Below are 16056 nucleotides of genomic sequence, written 5' to 3' on the forward strand. Positions count from 1 at the left end.
TGCGGTCCGTTGCATGAGTCCGTATCAACTCCCGCGTGGAGCTCGCGCGATGACCGGTACGCGGTGACTCTTGGCGGTATGGCCATGCCACCCGTACCGCCCCGCCCGCCCGGCCCGCCGAACGGCACCCCGCCGCCGGACGGCGGCTACGACCCGCCTCCGTACGGAGGTTTCGGCCCGCCCTCGGGAGGGGGCTTCGGCGACTACGACCCGCCTACCGCCGTCGGCTGGACGCCACAGCCGCCCCCGGAGCCGCCCCGTCGCCGCAGGGGCCCGCTGTACGCCGTACTGGTCGTCGTGGTGGCCGCCGTGGCCGTCGCCGTCGTCGTCCTGATGGCGTCCGGCGGCGGCGACTCACCCGGCGAGAAGCCCACCACGAGCGGACCGAGCGCCTCCGCCTCGTCGCGGCCCTCCTTCAGCCTCCCGACGGGGCTGCCCAGCAGCCTGCCGTCCGGACTGCCGAGCGAACTCCCCTCCGATTGGCCGTCGGGACTCCCCAGTGAGCTGCCGAGCGGCCTGGACTCGCTGCTGCCTTCACTGCTGGGTTGACCACAGCCGACCGGAGCCGACTGCGGCCCCACGGGCAGCCGGAGGTACACCAGGGGTCGTCTCGACGCCGATGCTGACCAGGCGGCCCTGCGCGGCGAAGGCGTCCGCCCCGTCGGCCATCCCGAAGTCGTTGTCGTTGATCAGGGCGAGCGTGTCGTGGTCCACGCGCGCGATGCCCTCGATCTCCAGCGGCGCGCCCGTCACCGTGTTCAGGTCGACGACCAGACGGTTGGCGCGTACCGGGACACCGGCGGCGGCCGGCCCGGCCGCCGCCGGCGAGGGGGACGCGGTGTCGCACCGACGAGATCCTCAGCTCGCAGATGTCGCCCTCGCGGGGGTCCGCCCCGTTCACCGGGTCGAACCGGTAGGCGTACTCGGACGTGACCGCTTTTCGCGCGGCGAGAAGCGCAGCAGACGCGTCGTGAGCAGGGCGTCCCCCGCGTCCTCGTCGGGCAGGGAGAGCGGCCGCCGGACGGCGGACTACCAGGTTCCGGTGTGCCATCTGCTCGCCGGAGGCTCCGCCGGTACGGCGAATCCAGCAGGTCCCGCTCAGCCCAGGGACCCGAACCATCGCACCACGGCGGCGGTTCCGGCCTGCTGGGAGCCCAGATGGCGGGAGCCGCCGTAGTCCGGCGTGCCGAGGCCGACCACCGGGGCGTCGACGCCGTGGTCCCGCAGAGCGGCGTGGCAGCGGGCCGTGTTCGCGTTGACGGCCTGCTCGTCCCCGTCGGCGTAGTAGAGCCGCACCGGAGTCTTCGGCGTCCAGTCGGTGCAGACGCTGTCGGTGATCCGCAGGGCCGTGGCCAGCCCTCCGGTGGGGTGGGCCAGCATTTCCCGGCCTCGGCGGGTGAGAAGCCCGTCGAGGAAGTCCGGGGTGCCGGCCACGACCTCCTGACCGCTGTGCGTCCCGTCGAGCAGGCCTTCGATCGTGCGGTCGTACGGTGCTCTGAACACCTGGGCCGGCAGCCGACCGGGAGTGGCTACGCTGAGAGCGGGACTGCTTCACAAGCTGTTCGACTCGGTCTCGGGGACCAGTAGGGGTCGCTCCTCAGGGATGTCTCAGGGTCGCGGTCCGGAACCGTGGGAGGCACGGGCCCGTTTTCAGATCAGAGAGCGGCAGTGGCCGCGAAGGAGGCGACGCTGATGTCGAAGAACGCGAAGATCGCCGCAGGAGGTGTGGCGGTCGGGCTCATCCTGCTGATATGGCTGCCTTGGTGGGTGACGTTCCTGATCGTGGTCGGCGTCCCGGTGGCCGCCTACCTCACCCTCGACCCCTCGCAGCGCCGCAGGCTGCGCAGGGTCACGCGCAAGGAGATCGGCCGCTGAGCCGCCCGCCCGAGGCCGCGACCCCCTCGGCGGGGTGGCGGCTCGGGAGGGCTCACAGGGGCCGTACGGCGATTTTGTCGAGGGCTTCCAGGAGGCCGGGGAGCTGCGGGCCCCGGCCGACTGGCAGGACCTCGCCTGGCTCGTCGTCGAGAAGCACGAAGGCGATGTCGTCGGTGCGGGCCACCATCGACCAGCCGGGCCCGTCGGCGCGCAGCGTGCGGGCGTCGCCCGGGGCGAACGAGGAGCGGACCCGGCCCAGCGGTGGAGGCGTGTCCACATAGGCCCGCGCCTCGGCCAGCACCCGCCGGATCCCGAGGTGGCCCTTCGGGGCCGCCTCGCCGTCTCCGGAGGCGTCCTCGGCGGCTTGAGGGGCCTCGGCCGCCGGTGCCGGGAAGTGGTCGTCGCCGATCTGCTCCCGCCAGACCGCCCACTGGAGGGCGATCTCGTCCGCGCCCAGCCGCCGCTGCGCCGCGCCCCAGGAGCTGGTGTCCGGCGGGGTCAGCGGGACGCGGTCCGCGCTCTCCGGGCCCGGGTCGTGCGGTGCGGGCACGTTCGGGGCCGCCACGGCGACCGCGAGCGGCCAGCCGGGCAGGGCGGCGACCACCGTGCGCTCGTCCGGGGAGAGGTCGTGCTCCATGCCGCAGTCCCAGGACGCGATCGCCACGGCGACCAGCGAGACGTCGTCGACGACGACCGTCCAGCGCGCCCCGGCGCCGTCCTGGCCGAGGACCAGGCCATAGCCGTCGGCGCGCGGTGCCAGCTCCAGGGACGCGCAGGCCTCCGGGTAGTCGTCGCCCAGCACGCTCGGAAACTGCGCCGGCGTCAGCAGCACCGCTGTGAGCACGTACAGCGCCTCGTCCGCGGCGGCGAGGGCCTCCTCGTCCGTCCCGGCCATGCCTGCCTCCCAGTCGTTCGTCCAACGGCGCGCACCTTAGTGCGACCGGAAGGCCGTTGTCACGACCCGCCACCACACCCGGAGCTGCAGTTTTCCACCGGGACGGGACGAAACGACCTCGGCGGGGCGAAGCTTCAGGCGACCGGCAGCCCGAGAAGGTCGCGCGCCACCGTCCGCGGCGACTGCCCGCGCTCCCGCGCCAGCGCGACGACGGCACGACAGGCCAGTTCACTCACCCCGAACGACAGCGCCTCCGGCGACACCCACCCCGCCGCCTCCTCGATCAGGTCCTGGTCGTCCTCCGCGCGGGCCGCGACATAGCAGGCCGCGGCCTCGAACAAGTTGTGCCCACGCTTCTCACGTCGCGTCGGCGGCTCCGCGCCTCCGGTGCCGCGAAATCGGTCTGCGTACTTGCGTATCCGGTCGAACACTCCGGCCACCTTCCCCCTGTCGGCTGTCCCTTGCGAACATTCGTCTTCCCCCGTCGAACGTACGGTTGAAGCTCCGGCAACAGAAGAGGGCGCCGACGGCGCGCCTCAGCCGGTCTCGGCCTCGAGGGAGGCGACGGTGGCGCGCAGCCAGGCGAGTTCGGCGCGGCTCGTGGCGCGCGCGATGGTGAGGATGCCGCGCCGGAACGGATCGTCCACCTCCTCGGCGCGCACCGGCCGGTCGCCGTCGTAGAAGAAGCTGGAGGGCTCCTCGAGGAAGGCCAGCCGTCGGCGCAGTACGGCCGTCTGGGCGGCGGGGTCGTCGAGGTGACGGAGGAAGGCGAGCACCGTGAACCAGCGGTTCTCGTCGGTGATGTCGCGCTCCGCCGGTTCGGCCAGACGCCGGCGCAGCTCGCTCCTGCCGTCCTCGGTGAGTGTGAGCACATGACGTGGTGCGGCCACGGAGCCGGGCTCGGTGGTCCGGGCCAGCAGGCCCGCCTTCTCGAGGCGCTTGATCGCCGGATACAGCGTGCCTTCGGCGACGGGCCGCACATGCCCGGTCAGTGCGGCGATGTGCTTGCGCAGGACATAGCCGTGCAAGGGGGCGTCGTACAGGAATCCGAGGATGGCGAGTTCCAGCATGCGGGCATTGTTCCGCACTCCCGCTGTACATCCACCCTCGGATACATCGGGCGTGCAATACCTCGGCATCGATGTATATTCTGAGGTGTACGCGGTGACGACATCGGGGAGGGTGCTGTGCGGCAGGCCGAGTTCGACGGCAGGGGAAGCCGGATCCGCTGGACGGAGTCGCCCGGTGCGGAGCCCGCGCGCGTGTATGTCCACGGGCTCGGGGCGGCATCGGCCGCGTACCACGCGCACATCGCGGCCCGTCCCGAACTCTCCGGCAGACGCAGTCTGTTCGTCGATCTGCCCGGGCACGGCGTCAGCGACCGGCCCGCCGACTTCGGGTACACGCTGGACGACCACGCCGCCGCGCTGGCCGCCGCACTGGACGCGGCGGGAGTCGCCGGCGCCGAGTTGATCGCGCACAGTATGGGCGGCTCCGTCGCCGTCGTGCTCGCCCACCGGCGGCCGGAGTTGGTCTCGCGGCTGGTGCTCACTGAGGCCAACCTGGACGCGTCTCCGCCGCCGACCGCCGGCAGCAGCGGAATCGCCGCCTACGGGGAGGACGAGTTCGTCGACGGCGGCCACGCGCGCGTGCTCGACACGGTGGGGCCCATCTGGGCGGCGACCATGCGGCTGGCCGACCCGCGTGCACTGCACCGCAGCGCGGTGGGCCTCCGGCGCGGCTCGGACCCGGTCATGCGCACCCTTCTGCAGGGGCTGACGGTCGACCGCGTCTACCTCCAGGGCGAGCTCAGCGGTGAACTCGCCGGGCGGGACCGGCTGGAGGAGTCCGGGGTGCGGGTGGTGACGGTGCCGGGCGCCGGGCACAACATCATGTTCGACCGTCCCGACGCCTTCGCCGCGGCGGTCGCCGGCTAGCCTCCGCGAACCGCCAGGGCGAGGAATCGGGCGTCCTCGTCCACGTACGAGGCCATGTGCCAGCCCGAACCGGCCAGCAGCGGCCCGAGGTTGCTTTCCGCGCGCAGGTCGTCGGATGTGATCCGCCGTCCCTGGCGCGCCGCCAGGGCGGCCCGGCCGATGGGGTGGAACAGGGCGAGCGTGCCGCCGGGGCGGACCACGCGGGCCAACTCCCGCAGATTCCGGGCGGGCCGCGGCAGATGTGCGATCAGACCCGCGGCGAACACGGCGTCGAGGGACCGCGAGCGCACCGGCAGCGCGGCGACGTCGGCGAGCAGCAACCGCCCGTCACGGTGCCGCCCGGCCCGCACGGCGGCCCGGAGCATCGCCGAGGTCAGGTCCATCCCGAGGACCGCGCCCGAGGGCCCCACAGCCGCGCGCAGCGGTGGCAGCGCGCGGCCCGTGCCGCAGCCCGCGTCGAGCACGCGGTCACCCGCGCGCAGCCCCAACTCGGTCACGGCCGCCGCGTACGCGGGACCGTCGTCGGGGAATTTGGTGTCCCAGTCGGCCACTCGCGCGGCGAAGAACTCCTGGACGTGCGTGTGGTCATCGCTCATGTTCCGCATATTCCCTCACCGTCACGGAGGACGAACCTGCGCGCACGTTCGAGCCGGACGCGATCGTTCAAGCGCATCTCTGAGTCATATTGCAACACCTTTCGAAATGCGCCCCCTTTGTGCTTCCGTGCCCCCTAGCGTCCCTTGGCCATGGGACACCTGGACCACGCCACCTTCGGCTGGCTGACCCCCGTACTGTCGTACGTCATGGCCTGCATAGGCGCCGCACTGGGGCTGCGCTGCACCGTCCGCGCACTCGGCAGCACCGGCCGCTCGCGCCGCAACTGGCTCCTCACCGCGGCCTCCGCGCTCGGCACCGGCATCTGGACCATGCACTTCGTGGCCATGCTCGGCTTCGGCGTCAGCGGCACCGACATCCGCTACGACGTGCCGCTGACCATCCTCAGCCTGCTCGTCGCCGTCATCGTGGTCACCGCCGGCGTCTTCGCCGTCGGCTACAGCCGTGACCGCAACCGAGCACTTCTGCTGGGCGGGCTCACCACCGGCCTGGGCGTCGCCAGCATGCACTACCTCGGCATGGCGGCGGTCCGGCTCCACGGTGACGTGCACTACGACCCGATGCTCGTCGGGCTCTCCGTACTCATCGCCGTGGCCGCCGCGACCGCGGCCCTGTGGGCGGCGCTCAACATCGAGTCACCCGTCGCGGTCACCATCGCCTCCCTGGTCATGGGGGCGGCCGTCAGCAGCATGCACTACACCGGGATGTTCGCGGTCAGCGTGCACGTCACGCCCTCCGGCACCCCCCTGCCCGGGGCCACGGCGATGCAGTTCATCTTCCCCCTCGCCGTCGGCCTCGGGTCCTACCTGTTCCTCACCTCGGCCTTCGTCGCGCTCTCGCCCACGGCCGGGGAGCGCGAGGCGTCCGCCTCGGCCCAGCGGCCCGTCACGAGCCCCGCACGCTGACCGGCCCCGGTCCCGGCCCCGCGCCGCGACCGAGCGTCGCACGCTGATCCGGCCCGGCCCCACGGTCCACCGACCCACTCCCGAGCGAGGAGGCCATGCGTACACCCCGTAGGACCCCCACAGCAGGCCCGCCGACACCCTCCCAGCGGCCATCCCGAGGCCGCCGCGCGCACGCCGGACCACCCGCCGACGAACCGGTCGACGACGTCGTCGGCAGCGCGGACGGCAACGCGCCCACCGGAGGCTGGCGGATCCGTCCCCGGACCGTGCGGGCCAAGGTCGTCTGCCTGCTCATGGTGCCGGTCATGTCCCTGCTCGCCCTGTGGGCGTACGCGACGGTCACCACCGCACAGGACGTCTCCCGGCTCCGTCAGTCCCAACGTGTCGACGCCGCGTTGCGGACCCCGGTCGCCGACGCCGTCGCCGCGCTCCAGGCCGAGCGCACCGCAGCCGTCCGGTACGCGACCGACCCCACCGCCGAACAGGCCGGCGACCTCAAGAGGCTCGGTGCCCGTACCGACCAGGCAGTGGCCGAACTGCGGCTCGGCAAGGACAGCACCGTTGCCGACAGCGAGGAACTGCCCTCCGGTGTCGCCCAGCGCCTCCGGACCTTCGTCACCGGCGCCGAGCAACTGCGCACACTGCGCGCGGCGGTACGGAACCGGGGCGCCGGCTGGGACGAGACCTACGGGCGGTACACACAGGCCATCGCCGCGGCCTTCGCCGTGGACGGCGCCCTCACCGGCATCCAGGCCGACGACATGGGCGCCGACGCGCGCGTGCTGCTCGAATTCTCCCGCGCGGGGGAGGCGCTGGCCCAGGAGGACGCGATCCTCGCCGGCGCCCGGCCGGCCGGCGGCCTGGACGGCGAGCGACTGCGGCTGTTCACCGGCGCCGTCGACACCCGCCGTGTCCTCACCGACACGGCCGTCGCCGACCTGCCCGGCGCCCAGCGCACCGTCTGGCACCGGTTCGCCCACGGCGACGACTACACCGCGCTGGGAGCCGCCGAGGACAAGATCCTCGCGAGTCAACCCGGAGCCAAGGCACTTGACGCGGCCCCGGAAGCGACCTGGAACACCGCTCACGCGCGCGTGCAGGACGGAATGCGGACCGTCCAGACCGGAACGGCACACGCGGTCGCGGGCCGGGCCGATCCGTTCGCACGCGGTCTGCTCACCCCGGCCGGAGCCGCCGTCCTGCTCGGTCTCCTCGCGGTGGCCGCCTCGCTCGTCATCTCCGTACGCATCGGACGCGGCCTCGTGGTCGAGCTGGTGAGCCTGCGCAACGGTGCTCTGGAGATCGCCCGGCGCAAACTCCCCGAGGCTATGCGCAGACTGCGGGCCGGAGAGGAGATCGACATCCGCGCGGAGGCACCCCCGGGGCCGCCCGCGGAGGACGAGACCGCACAGGTCGCGGAGGCCCTCGGCACCGTCCACCGTGCGGCCCTGCGTGCCGCCGTGGAGCGCGCCGAACTGGCCAGCGGCATCTCGGGCGTGTTCGTCAACCTCGCCCGCCGCAGCCAGGTCCTGGTCCACCGTCAGCTGAGCCTGCTGGACAGCATGGAACGCCGCTCCGACGACCCCAACGAACTGAGCGACCTCTTCCGCCTCGACCACCTCACCACCCGCATGCGCCGCCACGCGGAGAGCCTGATCATCCTCTCCGGGGCGGCCCCGGGCAGGGCCTGGCGCATGCCGGTGTCCCTGACCAATGTCGTACGGGCCGCCGTGTCCGAAGTCGAGGACTACGCGCGCGTGGAGGTACGCCAACTCCCCGAGGCGGCCGTCGTCGGCACGGCCGTCGCCGACCTCACCCATCTGCTCGCCGAGGTCGTCGAGAACGCCGCCCAGTTCTCACCCCCGCACACGCGCGTGCGCGTCACCGGGGAGCCCGTCGGCAACGGCTACGCCCTGGAGGTCGAGGACCGCGGACTCGGCATGGGCGAGGAGACCCTCGCCGAAGCCAACCGGCGCATCGAGCAGTCCGAGGCCCTCGACCTGTTCGACAGCGACCGGCTCGGCCTCTTCGTCGTCAGCAGGCTCGCGGCCCGCCACGGCATCAAGGTGCACCTGCGCACCTCCCCCTACGGCGGCACCACCGCGGTGGTCCTGCTGCCGAAGGCCCTGCTCCACGGTGGTGCGGCGGAACGTTCCGGCCGTCCGGCGGTCGGCATCGAACAGGCACCGGAGCGCGAGTACGCGCGCGTGCCCGGTACCCCCTTTCCCCAGGCCGCCGCCCCCGCCGCCCGTCCCGCCCTCGCCACCACCCACACCACCCCGCACCCGGTGCCCGAGCCACCACCCCCCGGAGTCACGACCTTGAGGCCCAACCGCCGCCCACCGCACGACTCCGAGGCCGGCGACGACGACCTCCCACGCCGGGTACGGCAGGCGAACCTCGCCCCCCAACTGCGCGATCCACGTACCGAGGAACCCGCGCCCGCCCGGCGACGGGACGAGCGCAGCCCCGAACTCGTCCGCGACCGCATGGCGGCCTACCGCGACGGCTGGGCGCGCGGCGGCGGCAGGCAACCCGGCCGCGCAGCCACCCCGGAACCCGAAGAGGGCACCGACAGCACCGAAGGAGACCGCGCATGATCCAGGACCCGAGCATGAGGGCCGACCGCCGCTCCGGCGAACTCGACTGGCTGCTGGACGACCTGGTGCTGCGCGTCGAGGAAGTACAGCATGCCGTGGTGCTGTCCAACGACGGCCTCGCCGTCGGCGCCTCGACCGCCCTTGGGCGTGAGGACGCCGAGCACCTCGCCGCTGTCGCCTCCGGCTTCAACAGCCTCGCCAAGGGCACGGGACGGCACTTCGGAGCGGGCGGAGTGCGCCAGACCATGGTCGAGATGGACGACGCCTTCCTGTTCGTGGCCGCCGCCGGCGACGGCTCCTGCCTCGCCGTGCTCACCGCCGTCACCGCCGACATCGGCCTGGTCGCCTACGAGATGGCACGCCTCGTCAAGCGCGTCGGCGAACACCTCTACACCGCGCCGCGGGTCGCCGTCCGGCCGCCCGCTGCCGGATGACCCGGAAGCATCACCGATGACCGAATACACGATCGGCGCCCCGCGCGAGCCGGGCAGCCAGTGGTACGACGGCGAGGCCGGGCCACTCGTCCGCCCCTACGCCATGACCGGCGGCCGCACCAGACCCGGCCCCACCGGAGTGCGGTTCGACCTGATCGCCCTGGTCACACTCGACCCGGGCGCGCCCGGCGTCGACGACGACACCGCGCTCGGCCCCGAACACCGGGCGCTGATCGACCTGTGCCGGGTGGAGACGCAGTCCGTCGCCGAACTCGCGGCCGGCGCCGACCTTCCCGTGGGCGTGGTCCGGGTGCTCCTGGGCGACCTGCTGGAACTGGGCTCTGTCACCGTGAGCCGTCCGGTGCCGCCGGCCCAGCTTCCCGACGAACGGATTCTGCGCGAGGTCATCGCGGGATTGCGGGCACTGTAGATGAGCATCCGGAACCAACCGGACGCGCGCCGGTCAGAACAGGCACGTTCCGGTACAACCGCCCGCGAGGGAGCCACAGTTGTCATGATGCTGGCTTCACGTCCCGAGCTGACCGAGCTGACCGAGCGGACCAAGCGGACCGTGCGGACCAAACGCACCGAGTGGACCAAGCGGCCCTTGCGGACCAAACGCACCGACCCGGCCAAGCCGACCGAGCGGCGTCCGGCGCAGCGCGAGCCGTGCCGGCGGCCCACCCCGACCCCCGAGCCTCCCGAGCATGTCGACCACAGCCGGCCTTCACGAGAGAAGTGATCATGGTCTCCGAGTACTCCGAGCCCGCTGCCGACGACGACGACACGTCGGCCCTGGCGCTCAAGATATTGGTCGCCGGCGGCTTCGGCGTCGGGAAGACGACCCTGGTCGGCGCCGTCAGCGAGATCCGGCCCCTGCGCACCGAGGAAATGCTCAGCGAAGCAGGCCAGCTGGTGGACGACACGGACGGGGTGGACCAGAAGGTCACCACCACCGTCGCCATGGACTTCGGCCGCATCACCATCCGCTCCGGGCTCTCCCTCTACCTCTTCGGCACCCCGGGCCAGGACCGATTCTGGTTCCTCTGGGACGAACTGTCGCAAGGAGCCCTCGGGGCCGTCGTGCTCGCCGACACCCGCCGCCTGGAGGACTGCTTCCCGGCGGTCGACTACTTCGAGCACCGGCACATCCCGTTCGTCGTCGCCGTCAACTGCTTCGTCGGCACCCGGACCTACGGCGCACGCGACGTCTCCCGCGCCCTGGACCTGGACCAGGGCACGCCCGTGGTGCTGTGCGACGCCCGGGACCGCGACTCCGGCAAGGAAGTGCTGATCCGGCTCGTCGAGTACGCCGGGCGGATGCACACCGCCCGGCTCCTCGACTCGGTGGGCTGAGGCCTCAGCCCGTGAGGTCCTTGAGCGCCACCACTTTCTCCACGGTGACCCGGACCACCAGCTCGCCCGGGACGCCGTTGCGGGCGCCGAACTCCTCCGCGCGCTCCTCTCCCATGTAGCGGGCCGCGATCCGGGTGGCCGTATCACGCAGCTCACCCGGTTCCTCGGACAGCCGGGCGCGCCCGTTCAGCACCACGAAATGGAAGGGGGGCCGGTCGTCGTCCACGCACAGGGCGACCCGCCCGTCGCGGGTGAGATTGCGGCCCTTCACGGTCTCCTTGCCGGTGTTGAAGACCAGGTCGTCCCCGTCGAGCAGGAACCAGACGGGTGCCACGTGCGGGCTGCCGTCGGCGTTGACGGTGGACAGTTTGCCGGTGCGGGTGCCGTGCGAGACGAACGCCCGCCATTCCTCGTCGGTCATCTTCTGTGCCATGTCCTCATCCTCCTTGCCCGGAGGCCGGTGGTGGTGAAGGCTGGCGGGGAGATCCTCCAGCCAGGGGGAGACGGCACACGGGGAGACGCTACGACATGGCGCAGAACCAGGGACTCGGCTGGCTGCTCGACGACCTGACCGAGCGCGTGGAGCACGTACGTCACGCGCTGGTCCTGTCGAACGACGGGCTGGTCACCGGAGCGAGCACGGGCCTTCGCCGGGAGGACGCGGAGCATCTGGCCGCCGTCGCCTCCGGGCTGCACAGCCTTGCCAAGGGCTCGGGACGCCACTTCGGCGCGGGCCAGGTCCGTCAGACGATGATCGAGTACGACGAAGCCGTCCTGTTCGTCACCGCCGCCGGAACCGGCAGCTGTCTGTGTGTTCTCAGTGGCGCGGAGGCGGACATCGGCCAGATCGCCTACGAGATGACTCTGCTCGTCAACCGGGTCGGCGAACACCTCGGCGTGGACGCCCGGCAACCGGAGCGTTCCTCGGTGATAGACCTCTGACCTGCTGTTTCGCCCCCTGCTGCGGAGTTATCCACAGGCCCGCCACGAGATTCGCCGGAGCGGCTACGGTTTTTCCACGGCGAGCGCACCCGGCGCGAGCCACCCGCTCCACGGGGGAGAACGACCATGTCCGGCACCACCATCGCCCGACCCCGCCGGCTCACCTGCACGTTCAGCCGCGCCGCACGTGAACTGGGCCTCAGGCGAGGCGAGTTCGACCTCGCGGTACATCTTGGCCGGATCCGCACAGTGCCCGACGAGGGCGGCGGAGGCCGCCGCGTTTCCCGGAGCGAGATCGAGCGGCTCCAGGACAGCGCAGAAACCCTCCGCGAGAGCGTGCGAGCCGTCGGTACGACCGAGGGCGCGGCCCTGATGGAGATCCCGGCAGGCAGGTTCACCCGCTTCGCGAAACTCGGCCTGGTGACTCCCGTGACCTGGTATCCGAACCGCTATCGGGCCGTGGTCTGGCTCTATCTGGCGGAGGAGCTACGGCAGTTCGCGGCCGACGAGAAAAACGCACGGCTGCTCACCGGCCGTACACCCGAGGAGTTGCGTGACCGGCTCAGGGCGGGAGCGGACCAGCGGGCCCGCAACTGGCGCGGGCGCCACTGCGGTTTCCTGCTGCGGGCGGCGGCCGGGCCGTGGGAGCGGGCCGGGGTGGTGGCCGGTTTCCTGGACCCCGGTGAGATCGAAGATGCTCTGACGGATCCTCACGAGCGGGCGTACGTGCAGGTTTTCCGGCCCGCCCCGCCCGCTCACGGCGCACCGGGCTCGCCGGCCGCGCTGCTCGCCGAGGAGCTGATGACGGCGGACGAGCCGGAGGAGATCGACTGGTTCCGGAACGACCTGGCACGGGCCGTGGCGGAGGCCCGCACATCCCACCCCGTGCCCCGCCCTGTCACGCATGGGCAGCACCCGGCACCGGCCCAACCGAGGCCCGCGCACGGCCTGCGTGGCTGGCTGCGCCGCAGAACCCCCCCGCCTCGCCCACTGAGGACGCCCTGAGAGAACTCCGGGCCCAAGGGCTCTTCTCTCCTACAGAGCCCTGAACAGGCCCTCCTGAACGACCGAAACCAGCAGTCGCCCCTCCAGGTCGTAGACCCGCCCGCGAGCCAGGCCCAGGCCACCCGTGGCGATGGGGGACTCCTGCTCGTACAGGAACCACTCGTCCGCACGGAACGGCCGGTGGAACCACATGGCGTGGTCCAGCGAGGCCATGTCGAAGTTCCGCGGCCCCCACAGGGGCTCGACGGGGACCCGCACCGCGTCCAGGAGGGTCATGTCGCTGGCGTAGGTCAGCGCGCAGGTGTGCACCAGCGGATCGTCGCCCAGCGGGCCGACCGCACGCATCCACACCGCACTGCGCGGCTCGGCGCCCGCTATCTCCTCGGGGTTCCAGCGCAGCCGGTCGACATAGCGGATGTCGAAGGGCTGGCGGCGCGCCATCCGCTCCAACTGCTCTGGCAGCTCGCCCAGATACTTGCGGATCTCGTCGGCGAGCGTCGGCAGCGACTCCGGGTGCGGCACCTCGCGGGCCGGCGGCAGCTGGTGCTCGAAAGCTCCCACCTCAGGCTTGTGGAAGGAGGCGGTCAGATTGAAGATCGTGCGGCCGTGCTGCACGGCGGTGACCCGGCGCGTCGTGAACGACCGCCCGTCCCGGATCCGTTCGACCTGGTACACGATCGGCACGCCGGGCCGGCCCGGGCGCAGGAAGTACGCGTGCAGCGAGTGCACCGGGCGGTCCCCCTCCGTGGTGCGGCCGGCGGCGACCAGCGCCTGGCCCGCCACCTGGCCGCCGAAGACCCGCTGGATGGACTCCTGGGGACTGCGGCCACGGAAGATGTTGACCTCGATCTGCTCGAGGTCGAGCAGGTCGACCAGTCTCTCGGCCGGGTTCGTCATGGGTGGGGTTCTCCTGTGGTCAGAACGGGCCGGGTCAGAGCTGGCCGACATCGGTGACGCGGACGACCGCGCGGCCTTCGGCGTCGGAGGCCGTCAGGTCGACCTCCGCGCTGATGCCCCAGTCGTGGTCGTCGTTCGGGTCGTCGAAGATCTGCCGGACACGCCACAGCGCGTTCTGCGGCTCCTCCTGGATCACGAGCAGCTTGGGGCCGCGGGCGTCGGGGCCGGTGCCCAGGTCCTCGTACTCGTCCCAGTACTTGTCCATGGCCTCGCCCCAGGCCTCGGCGTCCCAGCCGGACTCCGCGTCCAGCTCGCCCAGTTCGTCGACGTGGTCGAGGGCGGCCAGCTCCACGCGGCGGAACATCGCGTTGCGGACCAGGACCCGGAAGGCGCGCGCGTTGGCGGTGACCGGCTTGACCTCGTCGGCCTTCTCCTGGGCCTCCTCGGCCGTCATCTCCTCCGGGTTGGCGAGCTGTTCCCACTCGTCCAGCAGACTGGAGTCGACCTGGCGGACCATCTCGCCCAGCCACTCGATCAGGTCCTGCAGGTCCTCGGACTTGAGGTCGTCGGGGATGTTGTGGTCCAGCGTCTTGTACGCGCTCGCCAGGTAGCGCAGCACGATGCCCTCGGTGCGGGCCAGCTCGTAGAAGGACACCAACTCCGTGAAGGACATCGCCCGTTCGTACATGTCCCGGATGACCGACTTGGGCGACAGCGGATGGTCGCCGACCCAGGGGTGGCTCTTGCGGTAGGTGTCGTACGCGTGGAAGAGCAGCTCTTCCAGGGGCTTCGGGTAGGTGACGTCCTGGAGGCGCTCCATGCGCTCCTCGTACTCGACGCCGTCCGCCTTCATCGCGGCCACCGCCTCGCCCTTCGCCTTGTTCAGCTGGGCGACCAGGATCTGCCGCGGATCGTCCAGGGTGGACTCCACGACGGACACCATGTCGAGGGCGTAGGACGGCGATTCGGGGTCGAGGAGTTCGAACGCGGCGAGGGCGAACGTGGACAGCGGCTGGTTGAGCGCGAAGTCCTGCTGGAGGTCGACCGTGAGGCGGACGATACGGCCGGTGGCGTCGGGCTCGTCCAGCTTCTCGACGATGCCGCCGTCGAGGAGCGAGCGGTAGATGGCGATCGCCCGGCGGATGTGCCGCAGCTGCTGCTTGCGCGGCTCGTGGTTGTCCTCCAGCAGATGACGCATCGCCTCGAAGGCGTTGCCCGGGCGGGCGATCACCGACAGCAGCATGGTGTGCGTCACCCGGAAACGCGAGGTCAGCGGCTCCGGCTCGGACGCGATCAGCTTCTCGAACGTGGTCTCCGTCCACGCGACGAAGCCCTCCGGCGCCTTCTTGCGCACCACCTTGCGCCGCTTCTTCGGGTCGTCGCCCGCCTTCGCCAGCGCCTTCTCGTTCTCGATGACGTGCTCCGGCGCCTGCGCGACCACCAGCCCGGCCGTGTCGAAGCCGGCCCGGCCCGCCCGGCCGGCGATCTGGTGGAACTCCCGGGCACGCAGCGTGCGCACCCGGTTGCCGTCGTACTTGGTGAGGGCCGTGAACAACACCGTGCGGATGGGCACGTTGACACCCACGCCCAGGGTGTCGGTGCCGCAGATGACCTTCAGCAGACCGGCCTGCGCGAGCTTCTCCACCAACCGCCGGTACTTGGGGAGCATGCCGGCGTGGTGCACGCCGATGCCGTGCCGGACGTACCGGGAGAGGTTCTGGCCGAACTTGGTGGTGAAGCGGAAGTTGCCGATCAGCTCGGCGATCTGCTCCTTCTCCGCCTTCGAGCACATGTTGATGCTCATCAGCGCCTGCGCCCGCTCCACCGCCTGCGCCTGGGTGAAGTGCACGATGTACACCGGCGCCTGCCTGCTCTCCAGCAGCTCGGTGAGCGTCTCGGTGAGCGGGGTGAACTTGTACTCGTAGGAGAGCGGCACCGGGCGGGTCGCCGACCGGACCACCGAGGTGGGACGGCCGGTGCGGCGGGCGAGGTCCTGCTCGAAGAAGGAGACGTCGCCGAGGGTGGCGGACATCAGGATGAACTGCGCCTGCGGCAGTTCGAGGAGCGGGATCTGCCAGGCCCAGCCGCGGTCGCCCTCGGCGTAGAAGTGGAACTCGTCCATGACGACCTGGCCGACGTCCGCCTGTTTGCCGTCGCGCAGGGCGATGGAGGCGAGCACCTCGGCGGTGCAGCAGATGACGGGCGCGTCGGAGTTCACGGAGGCGTCGCCGGTGAGCATGCCGACGTTCTCGGTGCCGAAGATCTTGCACAGCTCGAAGAACTTCTCCGACACCAGCGCCTTGATCGGCGCCGTGTAGAAGGTGACCTCGTCCCGGGCCAGGGCGGCGAAGTGCGCGCCCGCGGCGATCATGCTCTTGCCGGAGCCGGTCGGCGTCGACACGATCACGTTCGCCCCGGAGACCGCCTCGATCAGCGCCTCCTCCTGGTGGGGGTAGAGCGTGAGACCGCGCTCCTGAGCCCAGGACTCGAAGGCTTCGTACAGGGCGTCGGGGTCGGCGGTCGGCGGCAGTCGATCGATGAGGGTCACGCACCCATCTTGCCTGGCCCGACCGCCGAGGGGGGAATCGGCTGCGA

The 16056-nt window shown here is 71.6% G+C and carries 19 protein-coding genes and 1 pseudogene; 11 read left to right on the top strand and 9 right to left on the bottom strand.

Features of this window, described 5'->3' with window-relative positions; all coding sequences use genetic code 11:
• The first annotated feature begins 78 nt into the window (after positions 1–78).
• Positions 79–549, top strand: a complete 471-nt coding sequence (locus ACZ5K7_RS22440) for a hypothetical protein (RefSeq protein WP_468915518.1) — start codon at positions 79–81, stop codon at positions 547–549.
• A gap of 26 nt (positions 550–575) precedes the next feature.
• Here ACZ5K7_RS22440 and ACZ5K7_RS22445 read toward each other — a convergent pair.
• Positions 576–1026, bottom strand: a pseudogene (locus ACZ5K7_RS22445) (esterase-like activity of phytase family protein); the annotation flags it as partial.
• Positions 1027–1098: 72 nt separating this feature from the next.
• On the bottom strand, positions 1099–1503 hold the full coding sequence (locus ACZ5K7_RS22450; protein ID WP_468915519.1) for a hypothetical protein: 405 nt from the start codon (positions 1501–1503) through the stop codon (positions 1099–1101).
• Between the two features lie 189 nt (positions 1504–1692).
• Here ACZ5K7_RS22450 and ACZ5K7_RS22455 point away from each other — a divergent pair, with 189 nt between their 5' ends.
• A complete protein-coding gene (locus tag ACZ5K7_RS22455; protein WP_181809683.1) occupies positions 1693–1875 on the top strand; it encodes a hypothetical protein in 183 nt (60 codons plus the stop codon).
• Between the two features lie 52 nt (positions 1876–1927).
• Here ACZ5K7_RS22455 and ACZ5K7_RS22460 read toward each other — a convergent pair whose 3' ends face one another.
• From ACZ5K7_RS22460 to ACZ5K7_RS22470, 3 genes are all read right to left on the bottom strand, one after another.
• A complete protein-coding gene (locus ACZ5K7_RS22460; protein WP_468915521.1) occupies positions 1928–2770 on the bottom strand; it encodes a hypothetical protein in 843 nt (280 codons plus the stop codon).
• A 134-nt stretch (positions 2771–2904) separates the two neighbouring features.
• Complete coding sequence (locus ACZ5K7_RS22465; RefSeq protein WP_468915523.1) at positions 2905–3201, bottom strand: hypothetical protein; 297 nt, start codon at positions 3199–3201, stop codon at positions 2905–2907.
• Positions 3202–3306: 105 nt separating this feature from the next.
• Positions 3307–3840, bottom strand: coding sequence for a PadR family transcriptional regulator (locus ACZ5K7_RS22470; RefSeq protein ID WP_351742309.1), 534 nt, complete (start codon positions 3838–3840; stop codon positions 3307–3309).
• A gap of 117 nt (positions 3841–3957) precedes the next feature.
• Between ACZ5K7_RS22470 and ACZ5K7_RS22475 the strand changes: the two genes are divergently transcribed.
• Positions 3958–4707: an alpha/beta fold hydrolase gene (locus ACZ5K7_RS22475; RefSeq protein ID WP_468915524.1), complete on the top strand. Its 750-nt coding sequence runs from the start codon at positions 3958–3960 to the stop codon at positions 4705–4707.
• Here ACZ5K7_RS22475 and ACZ5K7_RS22480 read toward each other — a convergent pair.
• Positions 4704–5303 (bottom strand): class I SAM-dependent methyltransferase, encoded by a 600-nt coding sequence (locus tag ACZ5K7_RS22480; protein ID WP_468915526.1) that lies wholly within the window; start codon positions 5301–5303, stop codon positions 4704–4706. The two genes, ACZ5K7_RS22475 and ACZ5K7_RS22480, sit on opposite strands and share 4 nt — an antisense overlap.
• A 150-nt stretch (positions 5304–5453) precedes the next feature.
• On the opposite strand from ACZ5K7_RS22480, the gene ACZ5K7_RS22485 reads away from it, so the two are divergent.
• From ACZ5K7_RS22485 to ACZ5K7_RS22510, 6 genes are all read left to right on the top strand, one after another.
• Positions 5454–6227 (top strand): MHYT domain-containing protein, encoded by a 774-nt coding sequence (locus tag ACZ5K7_RS22485; RefSeq protein WP_351698625.1) that lies wholly within the window; start codon positions 5454–5456, stop codon positions 6225–6227.
• 95 nt (positions 6228–6322) lie between these two features.
• Positions 6323–8827, top strand: coding sequence for a sensor histidine kinase (locus ACZ5K7_RS22490; RefSeq protein ID WP_351698627.1), 2505 nt, complete (start codon positions 6323–6325; stop codon positions 8825–8827).
• Positions 8824–9261: a roadblock/LC7 domain-containing protein gene (locus ACZ5K7_RS22495; RefSeq protein WP_351698629.1), complete on the top strand. Its 438-nt coding sequence runs from the start codon at positions 8824–8826 to the stop codon at positions 9259–9261. Before ACZ5K7_RS22490 ends, ACZ5K7_RS22495 begins: the two co-directional genes overlap by 4 nt.
• 16 nt (positions 9262–9277) lie before the next feature.
• The gene (locus tag ACZ5K7_RS22500) at positions 9278–9691 is read left to right on the top strand and encodes a DUF742 domain-containing protein (protein ID WP_351698631.1); all 414 of its coding nucleotides are present in this window, start codon (positions 9278–9280) and stop codon (positions 9689–9691) included.
• A gap of 84 nt (positions 9692–9775) precedes the next feature.
• Positions 9776–10003, top strand: a complete 228-nt coding sequence (locus ACZ5K7_RS22505) for a hypothetical protein (protein ID WP_468915529.1) — start codon at positions 9776–9778, stop codon at positions 10001–10003.
• A 2-nt stretch (positions 10004–10005) separates the two neighbouring features.
• Positions 10006–10617 (top strand): GTP-binding protein, encoded by a 612-nt coding sequence (locus ACZ5K7_RS22510; protein WP_351698635.1) that lies wholly within the window; start codon positions 10006–10008, stop codon positions 10615–10617.
• Positions 10618–10621: 4 nt separating this feature from the next.
• On the opposite strand, the gene ACZ5K7_RS22515 is transcribed toward ACZ5K7_RS22510, so the two are convergent.
• The gene (locus ACZ5K7_RS22515) at positions 10622–11050 is read right to left on the bottom strand and encodes a PPOX class F420-dependent oxidoreductase (RefSeq protein WP_351698637.1); all 429 of its coding nucleotides are present in this window, start codon (positions 11048–11050) and stop codon (positions 10622–10624) included.
• A gap of 95 nt (positions 11051–11145) precedes the next feature.
• Between ACZ5K7_RS22515 and ACZ5K7_RS22520 the strand changes: the two genes are divergently transcribed.
• Together ACZ5K7_RS22520 and ACZ5K7_RS22525 are read left to right on the top strand one after the other, a co-directional pair.
• On the top strand, positions 11146–11559 hold the full coding sequence (locus ACZ5K7_RS22520; RefSeq protein WP_351698639.1) for a roadblock/LC7 domain-containing protein: 414 nt from the start codon (positions 11146–11148) through the stop codon (positions 11557–11559).
• A gap of 126 nt (positions 11560–11685) precedes the next feature.
• Complete coding sequence (locus tag ACZ5K7_RS22525; RefSeq protein WP_468915532.1) at positions 11686–12564, top strand: DUF6397 family protein; 879 nt, start codon at positions 11686–11688, stop codon at positions 12562–12564.
• 30 nt (positions 12565–12594) lie between these two features.
• Here the strand turns inward: ACZ5K7_RS22525 and ACZ5K7_RS22530 are convergent, their stop codons facing one another.
• On the bottom strand, positions 12595–13461 hold the full coding sequence (locus ACZ5K7_RS22530; RefSeq protein WP_351698643.1) for an acyl-CoA thioesterase: 867 nt from the start codon (positions 13459–13461) through the stop codon (positions 12595–12597).
• A 34-nt stretch (positions 13462–13495) separates the two neighbouring features.
• On the bottom strand, positions 13496–16009 hold the full coding sequence (locus ACZ5K7_RS22535) for a DEAD/DEAH box helicase (RefSeq protein ID WP_468915534.1): 2514 nt from the start codon (positions 16007–16009) through the stop codon (positions 13496–13498).
• Between the last annotated feature and the right edge of the window lie 47 nt (positions 16010–16056).

It is taken from the genome of Streptomyces sp. NPDC031497 (genome assembly GCF_055580905.1).